We start from the raw sequence: 19,242 nt of genomic DNA, 5'->3' as shown, positions 1-19,242 counted from the left end.
CGGCGCGCGGCGGCAGGATGGAGTCATGAAGCTCACCAAGAAGTCGCACGCCTGCGTCCGCCTCGAGAAGGACGGGCACACGCTCGTCCTGGACCCCGGTGGATTCAGCGAGGAGGACGCCGCGCTCGGCGCGGATGTCATCCTCGTCAGCCACGAGCACCCGGACCACTTCGACGAGCTGCGGCTGCGCGCCGCGATGGAGGACAACCCGGCCGCCGAGATCTGGACGCTCAGGTCCGTCGCCGAGAAGGTCGCGGCGGCCTTCCCCGGCCGCGTGCACACCGTCGGCCACGGCGACTCCTTCACCGCAGCCGGTTTCGACGTACAGGTCCACGGTGAACTGCACGCGGTGATCCACCCGGACATCCCGCGCGTCACCAACATCGGGTTCCTCGTCGACGGCGGCAAGGTGTTCCACCCCGGCGACGCCCTCACCGTCCCCGACCACCCGGTCGAGACGCTGATGCTCCCTGTCATGGCGCCGTGGAACAAGATCTCCGAGGTCATCGACTACGTCCGCGAGGTGAAGCCGCAGCGGGCCTACGACATCCACGACGCCCTGCTGACCGACCTCGCCAGGCCGGTCTACGACCGCCAGATCGGTCAGCTCGGCGGCGCCGAGCACCTGCGGCTGACGCCGGGGGACTCCGCCCGGGTGTGATGCCGGTGACCTGGGCCTTTTCCGGGGCGGGGTGGGGTTGTCGGTGCCGCCCGGTAAGTTGTGGACATGCGCATCGCGACCTGGAACGTGAACTCGATCACCGCCCGCCTGCCGAGGCTCCTCGCCTGGCTGGAGAGCAGCGGCACCGACGTGCTGTGCCTCCAGGAGGCCAAGGTCGCCGAGGAGCAGTTCCCCTTCGACGAGCTGCGCGAGAAGGGCTACGAGGCGGCGGTGCACGCCACCGGACGATGGAACGGCGTGGCGGTGCTCTCCCGCGTCGGCCTCGAGGACGTCGTCAAGGGCCTGCCCGGCGACCCGGGCTACGACGGCGTCCAGGAGCCCCGGGCGATCTCCGCCACCTGCGGTCCGGTCCGCGTCTGGTCGGTGTACGTGCCCAACGGCCGCGAGGTGGAGCACGCGCACTACGCCTACAAGCTCCAGTGGTTCGAGGCGCTGCGCGCGGCCGTCGAGGGTGACGCGGCCGGCAGCCGCCCGTTCGCGGTGATGGGCGACTACAACGTCGCGCCGACGGACGACGACGTCTACGACCGCGCCGCCTTCGAGGGCTCCACCCACGTCACCGCCGCCGAGCGCGCCGCCCTCGCCTCGCTGCGCGGCGCCGGCCTGTCCGACGTGGTCCCGCGACCGCTGAAGTACGACCACCCCTTCACCTACTGGGACTACCGCCAGCTCTGCTTCCCCAAGAACCGCGGCATGCGCATCGACCTGGTCTACGGGAACGAGCCCTTCGCCAAGGCCGTCACCGACTCCTACGTCGACCGCGAGGAGCGCAAGGGCAAGGGTGCCTCGGACCACGCCCCGGTCGTCGTCGACCTCGACGTCCGTATCTCCTGAGGCACCGGCAGCCCGCACCCGCACGCGCCGGTCCGGCGGGCTCGCGCAGGACGGCGTCGAAGTCGAGTACGGCGTCGAAGGCGCCCGCGCGGTGCGCGGCCACGCCGTACCGCCGCCGGTGCCGACCACGAGGAAGGCGAGGGACGCCGCCGCGTCCGGGGACGCGCCCGTTCTGTGTTCGTCGGCCCGTACGTCGTCCGGTTTGCCCGCGGACCGGCCGACCAGGTCAGCCGGGCACGCCCGCACGGTGAGCGTCCGGCCCGGCGCCCAGCCGGGGGCGGCGAGGCCCCGGGCCGGGAGCAATGCGCCCGAGCCGTCGAAGTCCGCCCGTCCGGGCCGGGCGCCGTGGCTGGCGGCCGCGTTGTCGAAGTACCGCCCCAGCGGGGCCGTGGCGCGCGTTGGGCGTCCGTGAGGGACGTCGGCGGGCGAGGACGACCGCGGACTTCGGACCGCGCCATGACCCGACGGCTCCTGACGCCGCCCGGAAGCGGGTGCTCCCGCTCCTGTGGTGCGTACGGCGGTGCGAGTGCCAGGGTGGAACCATGAACATTCCCTTCTTGGGCAAGCGGCGCGTCGGTGCGGGGGCTCGCGACCCGGAAGGCATCGCCGGCCTGCTGGCCGAGTGCGGACTGCTGCGTTCCCTGGCCGACCGGGAGGGTGTCCGGCTCGACGACTCCCCGGCCTCGCTGGAGCAGCTGGACCAGATGCTGCCGCGTTGGCGGGACGACGAGGAGGTCCTTCCCTGGCTCGGCAACGACGCCGGTCTCTACCTCGGCACCGTGATCGTGCGCACCGTCCCCGGAGCCGCCTGGGCGTTCACGGAGGACGGGCAACCGGTCGTCCGGCTCGTCTCCGGACGTGAGTGTGAGGTGGTCGCCGCCGGTCACCAGTGGGCCGCCACCGGTGCGCCGGAGTTGTCGCAGTCGTACGCGGAGGTCGCGGAGGGCTGAGTTGCAGGACGGACACGGTCAACGGGGGAAGGTAAATACGGCTAATGCCCGGAAAGTGCGTGTCGCACGGATAGTGTCACCTCCTCCTACTACGTTGCGGCAACCAGGACACGGCTGAGGAAGAGGGCTTTGCATGGTCTTCGATCCGTTGATCGAGTCGAGTGGCGCCGGGGCGCGTGCGAGTGAGGTGGCCGGGTACCGGGGAGGGGGTGTGAACCCGCACCTCCGGCGCATGACCTGACGCCTCGTCGCGCGCAACCGTGAAGCAGAACCCGCCCGGCGCCAGCCGCAGATCACTCCTCACCGCGGGGAGAAGGTCAGCTGCGCGCCGGACGGGTGGGACAGCGCGGTTCGCCGAGCAATCCCGTGCCCGCACCTCGGAGACGAAGTTCGGTGCCCCGGCCGGCCGCGGGTGCCCCTGCCCGGGCCGGCTCCCCGGCGCCCCGTACCGCGACCGGGCTGCGGGTCCGCGAGCCGACCGCTGTGTGAACGTGTCGGTGCGGCGCCGGGCCGGCGCCGCCTTGGCGCCCCTGTCCGAGCCGTGCTTCCGAGGACGGCCGGCTGGATGGGACGGCCCCTGGTCAGTCGGCCCCCCCGGTAGGGTCACACCGTTCGGTGGGCCACACCGCGGTCGGGTGCCGCAGCGACGCCAGGCCCTCCCTCCCGGTCATCGGCCCCAGGCACCGCGCCGACCCGCTTCGGCATCCATCGTCGCGTCACTTCGTCGCGTACACCCGACCGGTGCGATGATCGTCCGGACGCCGAACGCATACTGCGACACCCGGTACGAAGTCTCCCCGGCCTGCTACGGGTGAGAAGCGTGTGGCATCTGTTGACTCCTCGACCTGATCAACGTCGGCGTAGGCGCATGCGGATCGGGGCCAACGTTTCGTACGGACCCAAGAGTTCAGGTTGAGATGCGGCCCGAAGAACGGCAAGAGGGCAGCCTCGGCGCCCGGTCCGAGGGGCCCGTCGGCTCCGGCCCCGCCGCTGTCCCGGGTCGTCCCCTGCCGACGCTACCGAGGCCGTCGCCTACCGCGGTGGCGGTTCGTACCTTGGATCACCTGCGCACCGCCTACCGGCCCGGTGGTGACCGGACATCGTCCGCGCAGGACGGCCCGCGAACGCTGGATCCGCACGCTGCGCGGAGCGCCCCCCGGGCAGGGAGGTAGCCCTGGCCGAGCGCCGCGCACCCGAGCGGCACCCGGGCCGGCCCGACCGGCTGCCGTTCCGTACCCGCGCTCACCCGCGCACGGATGCTCCACAAGCGTGGACGGCGGGGTGGAGACATGCACGTGCCGGGCTTCCTGACGGGATCATGACGATGCACTAAGCTTCCCGGACGGTCGTCTCACCGGAGGTGCGGATGCGTCGCCCTGTCGCACGGAATCTGACGGTCCTGGCGGTGTCGGCCGCCGTCGTGTCGGTGGGCGCGGCGGCGCCACCCTCCGCGCAGAGCGGACCCGCCGTCCCCAAGACCCCGGTCGCCGTCGGCTACGGCGGCGCGGTGGCGAGCGTCGACCCGGACGCCTCCGCGGCCGGCGTCGAGGTGCTGCGCAAGGGCGGCAACGCCGTCGACGCCGCCGTGGCCACCGCGGCCGCCCTCGGCGTCACCGAGCCCTACTCCGCAGGCATCGGCGGGGGCGGCTACTTCGTCTACTACGACGCCAAGTCCCGTACCGTGCGCACGATCGACGGCCGCGAGACCGCGCCGCTGACCGCCGACGAGGGCCTCTTCACGGAGAACGGCGAGCCCATCCCCTTCTCCGACGCCGTCAGCAGCGGCCTCGCCGTAGGGACGCCGGGCACGCCCGCCACCTGGCAGACCGCCCTGGACAAGTGGGGCAGCCGGAAGCTCTCCTCGGTACTCGAGCCCGCCGAGCGCCTTGCCCGGCACGGCTTCACCGTCGACGAGACCTTCCGCTCCCAGACCGCCGCCAACGAGCAGCGGTTCCGCTACTTCCCGGACACCGCCGAACTCTTCCTCCCTGGCGGCGGACTCCCCGCCGTGGGCTCCACGTTCAAGAACCCGGACCTCGCGCGCACCTACAAGGAACTCGGCCGTGAGGGCGTCGACGCCATCTACCACGGCGAACTCGGCGAGGACATCGTCGCCACCGTCAACGAGCCGCCCGTCGACCCCGACTCCGGCTGGAACGCCCGCCCCGGTGACCTGACCGCCGAGGACCTCGCAGCCTACGAGACCGAGCTCCAGGCGCCCACCAGGACCTCGTACCGCGGCCTGAACGTCTACTCCATCGCCCCCTCCTCCTCCGGTGGCACCACGGTCGGCGAGGCGCTCAACATCCTGGAGCGCACCGACCTCTCCAAGGCGAGCAAGGCCCGTTACCTGCACCGCTTCATCGAGGCCAGCCGCATCGCCTTCGCCGACCGGGGGCGCTGGGTCGGCGACCCGGCCTTCGAGGACGTACCGACGAAGGAACTCCTGTCCCAGCGGTACGCCGACTCGCGCGAGTGCCTGATCCGCGACAACGCGGTGCTCACCAGCCCCCTCGCGCCCGGCGACCCGGGGAACCCCGCCCCCTGCGCGGGCGGCGGCACGGCGGCGCCGACGACGTACGAGGGCGAGAACACCACGCACCTGACCGTGGCAGACAAGTGGGGGAACGTCGTCGCCTACACGCTCACCATCGAGCAGACCGGCGGCAGCGGCATCACCGTGCCCGGCCGCGGATTCCTGCTCAACAACGAGCTGACGGACTTCTCCTTCGCCCCGGCCAACCCGGCCGTCCACGACCCGAACCTGCCCGGTCCCGGCAAGCGTCCGCGGTCGTCGATCGCGCCGACGATCGTCCTGGACCAGCACCACAAGCCGGTCGTGGCGGTCGGTTCGCCCGGCGGCGCGACCATCATCACCACCGTCCTGCAGACGCTGACCGGCTTCATCGACCGCGGCCTCCCGCTCGTCGACGCGATCGCCGCCCCGCGCGCCAGCCAGCGCAACGCGGCGCAGACCGAACTCGAACCCGGTCTCCACGACAGCGGCCTGCGGGAAGAGCTGGAAGCGCTCGGGCACTCCTTCAAGGCCAACCCCGAGATCGGTGCGGCGACCGGCGTGCAGCGGCTGCCGGGCGGCAAGTGGCTGGCCGCGGCAGAGAAGGAACGGCGCGGCGGCGGCTCGGCGATGGTGGTCAGCCCCGTCAGATAGCGATGGTCACAGCTCGGGGACGGGCTGCTGCGGCGTCCGGAACGCCAGGTGCCCGTCCTCGACGTCGACCGTCACCCGGCCGCCGTCCGCGATGCGGCCGTCGAGGAGCAGCCGCGAGAGCTCGTTGTCGACCTCGCGCTGGATGGTGCGGCGCAGCGGACGGGCGCCGTACTCGGGCTGGTAGCCGCGCTCGGCGAGCCAGTCCACGGCCGCGTCGGTGAAGTCGACGGTGACGCCCTGCGCGTGCACCATGCGGCGGGTCTGCTCCAGGAGCAGGCTGGTGATCTGCCGCAGTTGTTCGCCGCTGAGCTGGCGGAAGACCACGATCTCGTCGATGCGGTTGAGGAACTCGGGCCGGAAGTGCTCACGCAGCGGGCGCAGCACCTGCTCGCGCCGGGCCTCCTCGTCCGCCTCCGAGCCGCCGGCCCCGAAGCCGATGCCCGCGCCCCGCCGGGTGATGACGTCGGAGCCCAGGTTGCTGGTCATCACGACGACCGCGTTGGAGAAGTCCACGGTCCGGCCCTGCGAGTCGGTCAGTCGGCCGTCGTCCAGTACCTGGAGCAGGATGTTGAAGACGTCCGGGTGCGCCTTCTCCACCTCGTCCAGCAGGAGCAGCGAGTACGGGTGCCGGCGCACCACCTCGGTGAGCTGACCGGCCTCCTCGTGCCCGACGTAGCCGGGCGGGGCGCCGACCAGGCGGCTGACGGTGTGCCGCTCCTGGTACTCGCTCATGTCGAGCCGGACCATCCGGTCCTCGCTGCCGAACAGGGCCTCCGCCAGCGCGCGGGCCAGTTCGGTCTTGCCGACGCCGGTCGGGCCGAGGAAGAGGAAGCTGCCGATGGGCCGGTCCGGGCTCGCCAGCCCCGCGCGGGAGCGCAGCACCGCGTCGGAGACGACCCGTACGGCCTCGTCCTGGCCGACCACCCGCTCGTGCAGGTGGGACTCCAGGCCCAGCAGGCGGTCCTTCTCCTCCTGGGTGAGGCTGCTGACCGGGATGCCGGTCTGCCGGGACACCACCTCGGCGATGGACTCGGTGCCCACCACCAGGTTCAGGCCCTCGTCGGCCTCGCCGCCGCCGTCGGCCTCGGTGATCCGCTGCTTCAGCTCGACGATCCGGTCGCGCAGCTGCGTCGCCTGCTCGTACTGCTCGTCCGCGACCGCCTGGTCCTTGTCCCGGATCAGCTGGTCGACCTCGCGCTCCATGGCCCGTACGTCCGTGCCCTTGGTACGCGCCCGCAGCCGGACCCGGGCGCCGGCCTGGTCGACCAGGTCGATCGCCTTGTCCGGGAGACGGCGGTCGGTGAGGTAGCGGTCGGACATCTCCACGGCCGCCACGAGCGCCTCGTCGGTGTAGCAGACCTGGTGGTGGGCCTCGTAGCGGTCGCGCAGGCCGCGCAGGATCTCGACGGCGTCCGCGGTCGTGGGCTCGGGTACCAGGATCGGCTGGAAGCGGCGGGCGAGGGCGGCGTCCTTCTCGATCCTGCGGTACTCCTCCAGCGTGGTTGCGCCCACGATGTGCAGCTCGCCGCGGGCCAGGGCCGGCTTGAGGATGTTCCCGGCGTCCATCGCCCCGCTCTCGCCGCCACCGCCCGCGCCGACGACGGTGTGCAGCTCGTCGATGAAGATGATCAGCTGATCGGAGTGGGCGCGGATCTCGCCCACGATGTTGTTCATCCGCTCCTCGAAGTCGCCCCGGTAGCGGGTGCCGGCGACCACGCCGGTCAGGTCCAGCGCGACCACCCGGCGACCGATCAGCACGTCGGGCACGTCGCCGTCCGCGATGCGCTGGGCCAGCCCCTCCACCACGGCGGTCTTGCCGACGCCCGCGTCACCGATCAGCACCGGGTTGTTCTTGCCGCGGCGGGAGAGCACCTCGACGGTCTGCTCGATCTCGTCCTCGCGCCCGATCACCGGGTCGATCCAGCCCTGCTGGGCCAGGTCGGTGAGATCGCGGCCGTACTTGTCGAGGGTCGGCGTGTTGGTGGCCTTCGGCCCCTCCGCACGCTTCTTCGCCGCCGCGTCCGGCGTCTCCGTCGGCAGACCCGACGAGGGGGCGAACCGGGCCGCGTTCAGGATGTGCCCGGCGGCCGAGTCGGGGTTGGCGGCCAGGGCGCTGAGCACGTGCTCCGGGCCGATGTACCCGGTGCCGGTCGAGCGGGCCAGTTCGTGGGCGTCCAGCAGGGCGCGCTTGACGGCCGGGGTCAGGGACAGCGAGGTGGGCGGCGGGGCCTCGCCCGGGGGGTGCTGTACGGGGCCGCTGCGCTCGTCGATCTGCGACGCCAGCGAGTCGGGGTCGGCGCCGGCGCGGCTGAGCAGGCCCCGGGTCGGTTCGGTGGAGAGCGCGGCCCGCAGCAGGTGCTCGGTGTCCAGGTCCCGGCTGCCGTGCTCGGCGGCGTACTGCGCGGCGCCTCGCACCAGCTCCCGGGCGGGCTGGCTCAGCAGCCGGCCGATGTCGATCTGCCTCGGCCTGGGCCCGCCGAAGAAGCGTGCCAGGAATTCCGCGAACGGGTCGCCCTCCGGGCCCATGTAGCCGCTGGTCATCGTGTACGGACCTCCGCTGCATCGCTGTTCGACGTGCCGAGGCCGGGTAACCCGGACGGGGCGCGGTCATGCCCAACATGACACGTTCTGTTCCGTCGGGCATGTCCTGGACCCCGAGGGCGGGGCCCGGGCGTGCGGAGTGCTTCACGCCCGGGTCGTGCGGTGCCTCAGAGGCCGTCCCGCGACGTCAGGACACGCGGGCCGTCCTCCGTGATCGCCACCGTGTGCTCCACGTGGGCCGCCCGCGAGCCGTCGTTCGTGCGCAGGGTCCAGCCGTCCGGGGCGGGGTGGTAGTCGTCCCGGCCGCTGCCGATCAGCATGGGTTCGATGGCGATGACCATGCCGTGCCGCAGGGGCAGCCCGCGCCCCGGGCGGCCTTCGTTGGGCACCCCCGGGTCCTCGTGCATGTGCCGGCCGATGCCGTGGCCGCCGAAATCCTCCATGATTCCGTAACCGGCCGCCCGGCACACCGTGCCGATGGCGTGCCCGATGTCGCCGATGCGGTTGCCGACGACGGCCGCCGCGATGCCTGCGGCCAGCGCTCGCTCCGCGGTCTCGATCAGCGTGACGTCCGCCGCGCGAGGGGCGCCCACGACGAAGCTGACCGCCGAGTCGCCGGCCCAGCCGTCCAGCGTCGCCCCGCAGTCGATCGAGACCAGGTCACCGTCGCGCAGCCGGTAGCCGTCGGGGATGCCGTGCACGATCGCGTCGTTCACCGACGCGCAGATGACACCGGGGAAGGGCGTCGGTGCGAAGGCGGGCCGGTAGCCGAGGAACGGCGACCCGGCGCCCGCCTCCCGCAGCACCTCGCGCGCCACCGCGTCCAGCTCCAGCAGGGACACGCCGACGTCCGCCGCCTTCCGTACGGCGGTCAGGGCGCGCGCGACGACCTGGCCGGCCGCGTGCATGGCGTCGATCGATGTATCTGTCTTCAGTTCCACCATGCCAATTACTATACCGGTATTTGAATTGGGTCGATCGCGCGGGACCGGTATTAGAATGACGGCATGGTGCGCACCCCACTCACCCCCGAAGAGCGCGAGCGCGGCGAACAGCTCGGCCGCCTGCTGCGCGCGGCCCGCGGCGAACGGAGCATGACGGAGGTCGCCGCCGTGGCCGGCGTCTCCGCCGAGACCCTGCGCAAGATCGAGACCGGCCGGGCGCCCACCCCGGCGTTCTTCACCGTGGCGGCGCTGGCCGGCGCGCTGGGGCTGTCCATGGACGACCTGGTCGGGAGGTGCGAGCCCGCGGCGGCCTGAGGCTGCCGCACCCGGCTGCCCGAGCCGCGCGCGCTCACCCACAGGAGTGCGAAACACGATCGACACCGCGCCTTGACGACGATGGTCTTGGCAAGCCCCTGCGGCCAGGCTTACGTTCGTCCCTCTACGGCCTGCTCTACGGGCGTAGAGGCTCTGACGTCGTGTCGAAGGAGCAGCTCATGGCCAACGTCGTACGCGCCGCTCTCGTCCAGGCCACCTGGACCGGCGACCCCGAGTCCATGGTGGCGAAACACGAGGAGCACGCCCGCGCGGCGGCCCGGCAGGGCGCCCAGGTCATCGGCTTCCAGGAAGTCTTCAACGCACCGTACTTCTGCCAGGTCCAGGACCCTGAGCACTACCGCTGGGCCGAGCCCGTGCCCGACGGCCCGACCACCCGCCGCATGCAGGCCCTCGCCCGCGAGACCGGCATGGTGATCGTCGTCCCCGTCTTCGAGGTCGAGCAGTCCGGCTTCTACTACAACACCGCGGCCGTGATCGACGCTGACGGCACCGTCCTCGGCACGTACCGGAAACACCACATCCCGCAGGTCAAGGGGTTCTGGGAGAAGTTCTACTTCCGGCCCGGCAACCTCGGCTGGCCGGTCTTCGACACCGCAGTCGGCAAGGTCGGCGTCTACATCTGCTACGACCGGCACTTCCCGGAGGGCTGGCGCCAACTCGGGCTCGGCGGTGCTCAGCTGGTCTACAACCCCTCCGCCACCCATCGCGGCCTCTCCGCCCACCTGTGGCGGCTGGAGCAGCCCGCGGCGGCCGTCGCCAACGAGTACTTCGTCGCCGCGATCAACCGGGTCGGCCAGGAGGAGTACGGCGACAACGACTTCTACGGCACGTCGTACTTCGTCGACCCGCGTGGCCAGTTCGTCGGCGACGTCGCCAGTGACACCGAGGAGGAACTCGTCGTCCGCGACCTGGACTTCGACCTCATCGACCAGGTGCGGCAGCAGTGGGCCTTCTACAGACCGCCGCCCCGACGCCTACGAAGGGCTGGTGCAGCCGTGACCAAGGACCTCCATGCCCGGCACCGCTCCGTCCTGCCCGACTGGCTCGCCCTCTACTACGAGGACCCGCTGGAGATCACCCACGGCGAGGGCCGCCACGTCTGGGACTCCGCCGGCAACAAGTACCTCGACTTCTTCGGCGGCATCCTCACCACGATGACCGCGCACGCCCTGCCCGAGGTGACCAAGGCGGTGAGCGAGCAGGCCGGGCGGATCATCCACTCCTCGACCCTGTACCTGAACCGGCCCATGGTCGAACTCGCCGAGCGGATCGCCCACGTCTCCGGCATCCCGGACGCCCGCGTCTTCTTCACCACCTCCGGCACCGAGGCCAACGACACCGCCCTGCTGCTCGCCACCGCCCACCGGCGCAGCAACACGATCCTGGCGATGCGCAACAGCTACCACGGCCGCAGCTTCGGCTCCGTCGGCATCACCGGCAACCGCGGCTGGTCACCGACCTCGCTCTCCCCGCTCCAGACGCTCTACGTCCACGGCGGCGTCCGCACCCGCGGCCCCTACGCCCACCTCGACGACCGGGACTTCATCGACGCCTGCGTCGCCGACTTGAAGGACCTCCTCGGCCACACCCGCCCGCCCGCCGCGCTGATCGCCGAACCCGTCCAGGGCGTCGGCGGCTTCACCTCTCCGCCGGACGGCCTGTACGCCGCCTTCCGCGAGGTGCTGCACGAGCGGGGCATCCTGTGGATCGCCGACGAGGTGCAGACCGGCTGGGGCCGCACCGGCGAGCACTTCTGGGGCTGGCAGGCCCACGGACGCAGCGGCCCGCCGGACATCGTGACCTTCGCCAAGGGCATCGGCAACGGCATGTCGGTCGGCGGCGTCATCGCCCGCGCCGAGATCATGAACTGCCTCGACGCCAACAGCATCTCCACGTTCGGCGGCACCCAGGTCACCATGGCCGCCGGCCTTGCCAACCTCAACCACCTCCTGGAGCACGACCTCCAGGGCAACGCCCGGCGCGTCGGCGGACTGCTCATCGAAAGGCTGCGGGCGGTCGCCGCCCGGGTGCCGCACGTGCGCGAGGTACGCGGGCGAGGGCTGATGATCGGCATCGAGCTGACCAGGCCCGGCACCGACGAGGCCGCCCCCGAGGCCGCGTCCACCGTCCTGGAGGAGGCCCGCGCCGGTGGGCTGCTCGTCGGCAAGGGCGGCGGCCACAGCACCAGCGTCCTGCGCGTCGCACCGCCGATGTCCCTCACCGTCGCGGAGGCCGAGGAGGGCGCCGCGATCCTGGAGCGGGCCCTGCGGAGCATCTGACGAACGCCCTGCCCGCCATCTGACGAACGTGCCCCACGCACCGTCCCTGACGAACGCGCGCCCGCACAGCACCCGACCGCCGCGTCCCGAGCCGAGGAGGCGCCGCCATGACCACCGCCTTGGGGCAGCAGCCCTGGGAACCCGCCCTGTCGGTCCGGCAGGTCCTCACTCTGGAGCGGGTGCTCGCCGGGCAGCCCGAGGTGGTGGCCGGCGCCCACCGGCTCGACCGGCCCGTGCGCTGGGTGCACGTCGCCGAGGCCGCCGACGTCGGAGTGATGCTCACCGGCGGCGAGATGGTCCTCACCACCGGGGTGCTGCTCGCCGGTGACGAGGCCAAGCAGGGCGAGTACGTCCGCTCCCTGCACCGGGCCGAGGCGTCCGCCGTCGTGCTGGGCCTCGGCCGGGCCTTCCCCACCCCGCCCGACGGGATGCGCCGGGCGGCCGAGCGCTGCGGGCTCCCCATGGTCGTCCTGCACCGCCCCTCCCCGTTCGCCGAACTCACCGAGGAGGTGCAGTCCCGGCTGCTGCGGCGCAAGTTCGCCGCCGTCAGCCTCTCCGAGGCCGTACGCACCGAACTGACCGGCCTGATCACCGCCGGCGCCCCCGTGCAGCGCCTGCTCGACGAGGTGGCCCGGCACGGCGGCTGCCCGGTCGTCGTCACCAACCTCGCCCACCGCGTCCTCGCCACGGCGGGGGAGCGGGCGGCGGTCGACGACGTACTGCGGGACTGGGAGCGCATCGCCCGCCAGGCCGGTGCCGGATCGGCCGACGGCTGGATCCGCGCCGAGCTGAGCTGCCGCGGGGAGCGTTGGGGACGGCTGCTGCTGTGCGGCTACCGCGGCGACCGGGCCGCCGGGCGCCTGCTAGCCGACCGCGCCGCCGAGGCGCTGGTCCTGCACCGCATGCTCGGCGGCGACGGCACCCACGTTCAGGGCCCCGGCGGCTCCTGGGACTCCTGGGAGGAGCAGTCCGCGCGCAACCTGCTCACCGATCTGGTCACCGGGGCCGTGCCGGCGCGGCAGCTGCTGCCCCGGGCGCGGGCCGCCGGACTGCCGGTCAACCGGCGTGTCTTCGTCCCGCTGGTCGTGCGCGGCGGCGATGCCGCCCTGCTGGACCGCGTCCTGCGGCTGCTGGGCCTGCCCGGGGTCGCCGCCGACCTCGGTGACGACCGCGTCACCGTGCTGCTCAGCCTCGCCCCCGACCAGGACGCCAGGGCGCTCGCCGCGCACTTCGCGGCCCGGCTGCGCTCGGAGCCGGATGCCTCCCGCGCCGTGGTGGCGGCGGCCGACGCCCGCGCCGCCTGGGACGACGTCCCCGCCGGTCTGCGCGAGGCCCGGCACGTGGCCGACGCCGTCGCCGACTCCGCGCCCGGCCTCGACCTGCCGCCCGTCGTGCGGCTGCGTGACATCCACCTGCGGGGCCTGGTCCGGCTGCTGCGCGACGACCCGCGCGTGCAGTCCTTCGCCGAACGCGAGCTGGACGGCCTGCTCGGCGGCCCCGACGAGGACCTGCTGGCCGTCCTGCGCACCTACCTCGCCACCGGTCGCAACAAGTCACGCACCGCCCAGCTCCACCACGTCTCCCGCCCCGCCCTCTACCGCCGCCTGGAGGCCATACAGGGACGCCTCGGCGTCGACCTCGACGACTTCGAACAGGCCGCCTCCGTGCACATCGCGCTCCTCGCCCACGACGCGCAGCAGGGGTGACACCGTGCAATGCCCGCCCCCGACAGACGTGACACCGTGCCACTCAAACCGGCCGGCCGCCGTCCCTAGTCTCGCCCTACACCGAGCGCCACACCGAGCGAGTGGAGGCCGAAGATGAGCCGAGTGATCCGTGCCGCGCTCTTCCAGACCGCCTGGACGGGCGACAAGGAATCGATGATCCAGGTCCACGAACAGGCGGTGCGCGACGCCGCCGCCCAGGGCGCACAGGTCATGTGCTTCCAGGAGCTGTTCTACGGGCCGTACTTCTGCCAGGTCCAGGACCCCGATTTCTACGCCTACGCCGAACACGTTCCCGACGGGCCGATCGTCGAGCGCTTCCAGCGCCTGGCCCGCGAGCACGGCATCGTGCTGGTGCTGCCGATGTACGAGGAGGAGCAGCCCGGCGTCCTCTACAACACCGCCGCCGTCATCGACGCCGACGGCTCCTACCTCGGCAAGTACCGCAAGACGCACATCCCGCAGGTGCGCGGCTTCTGGGAGAAGTTCTACTTCCGTCCCGGGAACTCCGGCTGGCCGGTGTTCGACACCGCCGTCGGCAAGGTCGGCGTCTACATCTGCTACGACCGGCACTTCCCGGAGGGCTGGCGGGCGCTGGGCCTCCAGGGCGCGGAGGTCGTCTTCAACCCGTCGGCCACCTCGCGCGGCCTGTCCGGCTACCTGTGGCAGCTGGAGCAGCCGGCGGCGGCCGTGGCCAACGAGTACTTCGTCGGCGCCATCAACCGGGTCGGAGTGGAGGAGTACGGCGACAACGACTTCTACGGCACCTCCTACTTCGTCGACCCGGAGGCGCAGTTCGTCGGTGAGGTGGCGAGCGACAAGGAGACCGAACTCGTCGTCCGCGACCTCGACATGGGCAAGCTGCGCGAGGTCCGCGACCGCTGGCAGTTCTACCGCGACCGCGCGCCGGGGGCGTACTCCCCGCTGACCGCGCCCTGACCGACGGGGCTCCTGACAGGAGGGAACAGCAGCATGAGCGTCCGTACCGTCGTCCGCGGTGGCCTCGTCGTCACCGCGTCCGACGAGATCCACGCCGATGTCCTGATCGAGGACGGCCGCGTCGCCGCCCTCGCCGCCACCGGCACCCCGGCCGCCGACGCCTTCACGGCCGAGCGGACCGTCGACGCGAGCGGCAAGTACGTCATCCCGGGCGGCGTCGACGGCCACACCCACATGGAGATGCCCTTCGGCGGCACCTACGCCGCCGACACCTTCGAGACCGGCACCCGGGCCGCCGCCTGGGGCGGTACGACCACGATCGTCGACTTCGCCATCCAGAGCGTCGGGCACTCACTGCGCTCCGGCCTGGACGCCTGGCACGCCAAGGCCGAAGGCAACTGCGCCATCGACTACGCCTTCCACATGATCGTCTCGGACGTGAACCAGAAGACGCTCAAGGAGATGGACCTGCTGGTGGAGGAGGGCGTCACCTCCTTCAAGCAGTTCATGGCCTACCCGGGCGTCTTCTACTCCGACGACGGGCAGATCCTGCGGGCCATGCAGCGGGCCGCCGGAAACGGCGGGCTGATCATGATGCACGCCGAGAACGGCATCGCGATCGACGTGCTCGTGGAACAGGCTCTCGCCCGGGGCGAGACCGACCCGCGCTACCACGGCGAGGTCCGCAAGGCGCTGCTGGAGGCGGAGGCGACGCACCGGGCCATCAAGCTCGCCCAGGTGGCCGGCGCGCCCCTGTACGTCGTGCACGTCTCGGCGACGGAAGCGGTGGCGGAGCTGACCCGGGCCCGGGACGAGGGCCTGAACGTCTTCGGCGAGACCTGCCCGCAGTACCTGTTCCTGTCCACCGACAACCTCGCCGAGCCGGACTTCGAGGGCGCCAAGTACGTCTGCAGCACCCCGCTGCGGCCGAAGGAACACCAGGCGGCCCTGTGGCGGGGCCTGCGCACCAACGACCTCCAGGTGGTCTCCACCGACCACTGCCCCTTCTGCTTCACCGGCCAGAAGGAGCTGGGCCGTGGCGACTTCTCCAAGATCCCCAACGGCATGCCCGGCGTCGAGAACCGCATGGACCTGCTCCACCAGGCCGTCGTCGACGGCCACATCAGCCGCCGCCGCTGGATCGAGATCGCCTGCGCGACCCCGGCCCGCATGTTCGGCCTGTACCCGAAGAAGGGCACCATCGCACCCGGCGCCGACGCCGACATCGTCGTCTACGACCCGCACGCCGAGCAGGTCATCTCGGCCGAGACGCACCACATGAACGTCGACTACTCGGCGTACGAGGGCAAGCGGATCACCGGCCGCGTGGAGACCGTGCTCTCGCGCGGCGTGCCGGTCGTCACCGAGCGGGAGTACACCGGGCGCAAGGGCCACGGCGTCTACACCCCGCGCGCCACCTGTCAGTACCTGAACTAGGAGCGGTGCCCATGGACTTCGGACTCGTCCTGCAGACCGACCCGCCGGCCACCCGCGTCGTCGAGCTGATGAAACGGGCGGAGAGCAACGGCTTCGACTACGGCTGGACCTTCGACTCCTCCGTGCTGTGGCAGGAACCGTTCGTCATCTACAGCCAGATCCTGGCCCACACCGAGCGGCTCATCGTCGGCCCGATGGTCACCAACCCGGGCACCCGCACCTGGGAGGTGACCGCCTCCACCTTCGCCACCCTCAACGACATGTTCGGCAACCGCACCGTCTGCGGCATCGGACGCGGCGACTCAGCGATGCGCGTCGCCGGCCGCAAACCCAACACCCTGGCCCGCATCAGCGAGGCCATGCACGTCATCCGGGCGCTGGGCAGGGGAGAGGAGGCCGACCTCGGCGCCGGCACCGCCGTCCGGTTCCCCTGGATCAAACCGGGCGCCGAAGTCCCCGTGTGGATGGCGGCGTACGGCCCGAAGGCCCTGAAGATGACGGGCCAGGAGGCGGACGGCTTCATCCTCCAGCTCGCCGACCTCTACCTGACCCAGTACATGGTCAAGGCCGTCAAGGACGCCGCCGTGGCCGCCGGACGGAACCCGGACGAGGTGACGATCTGTGTCGCCGCCCCGGCCTACGTCACCGCCGACGACTCGCCCGAGGCGCTCGCCCACGCGCGCGAGCAGTGCCGCTGGTTCGGCGGCATGGTCGGCAACCACGTCGCCGACCTCGTCGACAAGTACGGCGCCCACACCGGCGCGGTCCCCGACGAACTCACCGACTACATCAAGGCCCGCGAGGGTTACGACTACGCCCACCACGGGCGCAGCGGCAACCCGGACACCCGGTTCGTGCCGGACGAGATCGTCGACCGGTTCTGCCTGATCGGGCCGGCCGGGAAGCACGTCGAGAAGCTCAAAGCCCTGCGCGCCCTCGGCGTCGACCAGTTCGCGCTCTACGACATGCACGACGCGCAGGAAGCCGTGATCGACGCCTACGGCACGAAGATCATCCCGGCCGTCAACGGCTGACTCCTCCCTTCCCCCTTTCCCGTCCTCGGGGAAGGGGGCCCAGGGCGCACCCGCGCACCGCCCGCACGGCCTCTCCCGTCCCACCGCACGATTGGCCTGCCCATGACCGACACCGCGCCCACGGCGATACCGCCGTCCGCCCAAGTCACCCTCCCCGACGGGCGCGTGGAGCTCGCCCCCGGCTCCCCGCCGCCGAGCGGCCCCTACGCCAACGAGGACCTGCTGCCGGTCCCCGTGGACAAGCGCACCTGGACCACGTACAACTTCTCCGCCCTGTGGGTCGGCATGGCCCACAACACGGCCTCCTGGACCCTGGCCTCCGGCCTCATCGCCGTCGGCATGGACTGGAAGCAGGCGGTGTTCACCATCGCCCTGGCCAACGTGATCGTGCTCGTGCCGATGCTGCTCACCGGGCACGCGGGCCCCAAGTACGGCATCCCGTTCCCGGTGTTCGCCCGAGCCTCCTTCGGTATCCGCGGCGCCAACCTGCCCGCGGTGGTGCGGGCGCTGGTGGCCTGCGGCTGGTTCGGCATCCAGACCTGGATCGGCGGCGAGGCGATCTACTTCCTGGCCGGCAAGCTGATCGGCGACGGCTGGACGGACGCGGGGCACTTCGGCGGTCACCCCTGGACCATGTGGCTGTCGTTCGCGATCTTCTGGGCGATCCAGGTCGTCATCATCTACCGGGGCATGGAGACGATCCGCCGCTTCGAGAACTGGGCGGCGCCCTTCGTCCTGGTCGGCGCGTTCGTGATGCTGTGGTGGATGACCGACAAGGCGGGCGGCTTCGGCCCGCTCTTCGACCAGCCGTCGAAGCTCGGCTGGGGAGCGGACTTCTGGGCGCTGTTCTGGCCCTCCCTCATGGGCATGATCGGCTTCTGGTCCACGCTGTCGCTCAACATCCCCGACTTCACCCGCTACGGCAGGAGCCAGAAGGCCCAGACCCGCGGGCAGGCCCTCGGCCTGCCGACCACCATGACACTGTTCGCCTTCCTGTCCGTGATGGTCACCTCCGGCTCGCAGGCGGTGTACGGGGAGCCGATCTGGGACCCGGTGAAGCTCGCCGCGAAGACGGACAACGTGGTCGGGCTGCTCTTCGCCCTCGTCACCGTCCTGGTGGCGACGCTGTCCGTGAACATCGCGGCCAACCTGGTCTCACCGGCCTTCGACTTCTCCAACGTCGCGCCGCGCAAGGTCAGCTTCCGGGCCGGCGCGATCGTCACCTGCGTCCTCGCCGTGCTGATCTTCCCGTGGAAGCTGTACTCCGACCCCGAGGGCTACATCTTCACCTGGCTCGGCCTGGTCGGCGGACTGCTCGGCACGGTCGCCGGCATCCTCATCGCGGACTACTGGATCCTGCGCCGCGCCCGACTGGACCTCGTCGACCTGTACCGCCCCGGCGGACGCTACTGGTACGGCGGCGGCTGGAACTGGCGGGCGGTCCTCGCCTTCGCCGTCGGAGGGGTCCTGGCCATCGGCGGCGCCGACTTCCACCCGCTGATCGACGGCCGCCCCGTGCCCTTCCTCGAACCGCTGGCCGACTACGGCTGGGCGGTGGGCCTCGGCACCTCGATGGTGCTGTACCTGGCGCTGATGCTGCTGCCAGCGACCCGGCCCCGCACGGCTGCCGGACCGGCTCAGCCCTGACCGTCCTCCAGGGCGGTCACCGCCTCCTTGGCCGCCTTGATGGCACCCTTGTTGATCTCTTCCGTACTCGGCGCCTTCTTCGACTCGAAGTCACTGCCGTTGTAGGTGATCACCACCAGGGCGTTGGCGGCGCGGACCAGCACGGTGCCCTCGCGCGTCTGCTGCTCGTCCTCGGTGGTGAGGTTCACGACGGAGTACGCGGCGTCGCCGAGTCCGGGGATCTCGCCGCCGCCGCTCCGGTCGGCCACCCGTTCCGCGTACGACTTCTTCGCCGCCTCGTCCGACTTCATCACCTCGTAGGAGACGTCGAGCCAGCGGTAGTCGTAGCCCTTGAGCGCGTTCCAGGAACAGGTGCGGCGCACCTCGGTGTCCGTCGACGGGATCTCCTTGCCGGCCTCTTCCGCACCCGGCACCAGCGAGGTGACCGTCTTCTCGGCCAGGCTCTCGCAGGGCGCCGGGGCGGTGGCGTACGTCTTCGTCACCGCCTCGGTCGCCGGGGCGGAGGCGGGCCGGTTCGTGGTGTCGGGCGGCGTCTCGTCCTTGGCGGCCGGTGTCGTGTCCGGCCCGGACGACAGTGCCCAGCCCGCCGTGGCGAGCACGGCGACCGGCGCCAGACGCGCGGTCAGGGCGAGCGGCAGGGGAAGAGAACGCACGGCGCACTTCTCGTGGGGGACGGTGCGGAGGGGGTCCGCACTGCGGACGGGACGCCAGTGTCACACGAGTCCC

The 19,242-nt window shown here is 71.7% G+C and carries 14 protein-coding genes and 1 pseudogene; 12 read left to right on the top strand and 3 right to left on the bottom strand.

Features of this window, described 5'->3' with window-relative positions:
• Positions 1-25 precede the first annotated feature (25 nt).
• The 4 genes from IE142_RS11555 to ggt all read left to right on the top strand — a co-directional run bounded on the left by IE142_RS11555 (position 26) and on the right by ggt (position 5,635).
• Positions 26-661, top strand: coding sequence for an MBL fold metallo-hydrolase (locus IE142_RS11555; RefSeq protein ID WP_191885649.1), 636 nt, complete (start codon positions 26-28; stop codon positions 659-661).
• A gap of 66 nt (positions 662-727) precedes the next feature.
• Positions 728-1,516, top strand: a complete 789-nt coding sequence (locus tag IE142_RS11550) for an exodeoxyribonuclease III (protein ID WP_043382869.1) — start codon at positions 728-730, stop codon at positions 1,514-1,516.
• 542 nt (positions 1,517-2,058) lie between these two features.
• Positions 2,059-2,466, top strand: coding sequence for a DUF6278 family protein (locus IE142_RS11545; RefSeq protein WP_191885648.1), 408 nt, complete (start codon positions 2,059-2,061; stop codon positions 2,464-2,466).
• A gap of 1,366 nt (positions 2,467-3,832) precedes the next feature.
• Positions 3,833-5,635, top strand: a complete 1,803-nt coding sequence (ggt, locus tag IE142_RS11540) for a gamma-glutamyltransferase (protein WP_191885647.1) — start codon at positions 3,833-3,835, stop codon at positions 5,633-5,635.
• A gap of 6 nt (positions 5,636-5,641) precedes the next feature.
• Here ggt and IE142_RS11535 read toward each other — a convergent pair whose 3' ends face one another.
• Both IE142_RS11535 and map read right to left on the bottom strand, forming a co-directional pair.
• Entirely contained in the window at positions 5,642-8,176 is a 2,535-nt protein-coding gene (locus IE142_RS11535) for an ATP-dependent Clp protease ATP-binding subunit (RefSeq protein WP_191885646.1), read from the bottom strand.
• A gap of 167 nt (positions 8,177-8,343) precedes the next feature.
• Complete coding sequence (gene map, locus IE142_RS11530; protein ID WP_191885645.1) at positions 8,344-9,120, bottom strand: type I methionyl aminopeptidase; 777 nt, start codon at positions 9,118-9,120, stop codon at positions 8,344-8,346.
• A gap of 63 nt (positions 9,121-9,183) precedes the next feature.
• Between map and IE142_RS11525 the strand changes: the two genes are divergently transcribed.
• The 8 genes and pseudogenes from IE142_RS11525 to IE142_RS11495 all read left to right on the top strand — a co-directional run bounded on the left by IE142_RS11525 (position 9,184) and on the right by IE142_RS11495 (position 18,516).
• The gene (locus tag IE142_RS11525; RefSeq protein ID WP_191885644.1) at positions 9,184-9,435 is read left to right on the top strand and encodes a helix-turn-helix domain-containing protein; all 252 of its coding nucleotides are present in this window, start codon (positions 9,184-9,186) and stop codon (positions 9,433-9,435) included.
• A 179-nt stretch (positions 9,436-9,614) separates the two neighbouring features.
• Positions 9,615-10,385: pseudogene (locus IE142_RS36515) on the top strand (nitrilase-related carbon-nitrogen hydrolase); the annotation flags it as partial.
• A gap of 66 nt (positions 10,386-10,451) precedes the next feature.
• Positions 10,452-11,735 (top strand): aspartate aminotransferase family protein, encoded by a 1,284-nt coding sequence (locus tag IE142_RS36510; RefSeq protein ID WP_229830412.1) that lies wholly within the window; start codon positions 10,452-10,454, stop codon positions 11,733-11,735.
• A gap of 107 nt (positions 11,736-11,842) precedes the next feature.
• Positions 11,843-13,441 (top strand): PucR family transcriptional regulator, encoded by a 1,599-nt coding sequence (locus IE142_RS11515; protein ID WP_191885642.1) that lies wholly within the window; start codon positions 11,843-11,845, stop codon positions 13,439-13,441.
• Positions 13,442-13,555: 114 nt separating this feature from the next.
• Positions 13,556-14,398, top strand: a complete 843-nt coding sequence (locus IE142_RS11510) for a nitrilase-related carbon-nitrogen hydrolase (protein WP_191885641.1) — start codon at positions 13,556-13,558, stop codon at positions 14,396-14,398.
• A gap of 33 nt (positions 14,399-14,431) precedes the next feature.
• Positions 14,432-15,835: a dihydropyrimidinase gene (gene hydA / locus IE142_RS11505; RefSeq protein WP_043378015.1), complete on the top strand. Its 1,404-nt coding sequence runs from the start codon at positions 14,432-14,434 to the stop codon at positions 15,833-15,835.
• An 11-nt stretch (positions 15,836-15,846) separates the two neighbouring features.
• Entirely contained in the window at positions 15,847-16,869 is a 1,023-nt protein-coding gene (locus IE142_RS11500; protein ID WP_191885640.1) for a TIGR03842 family LLM class F420-dependent oxidoreductase, read from the top strand.
• 102 nt (positions 16,870-16,971) lie between these two features.
• Complete coding sequence (locus IE142_RS11495) at positions 16,972-18,516, top strand: NCS1 family nucleobase:cation symporter-1 (RefSeq protein WP_191885639.1); 1,545 nt, start codon at positions 16,972-16,974, stop codon at positions 18,514-18,516.
• Here IE142_RS11495 and IE142_RS11490 read toward each other — a convergent pair.
• Entirely contained in the window at positions 18,507-19,169 is a 663-nt protein-coding gene (locus tag IE142_RS11490; RefSeq protein WP_043378009.1) for a hypothetical protein, read from the bottom strand. The two genes, IE142_RS11495 and IE142_RS11490, sit on opposite strands and share 10 nt — an antisense overlap.
• Between the last annotated feature and the right edge of the window lie 73 nt (positions 19,170-19,242).

This window comes from Streptomyces mutabilis, from assembly GCF_014649815.1.
GTDB classification, from domain to species: Bacteria; Actinomycetota; Actinomycetes; order Streptomycetales; family Streptomycetaceae; genus Streptomyces; species Streptomyces mutabilis.
This window is presented reverse-complemented; position numbering and strand designations above follow the sequence as displayed.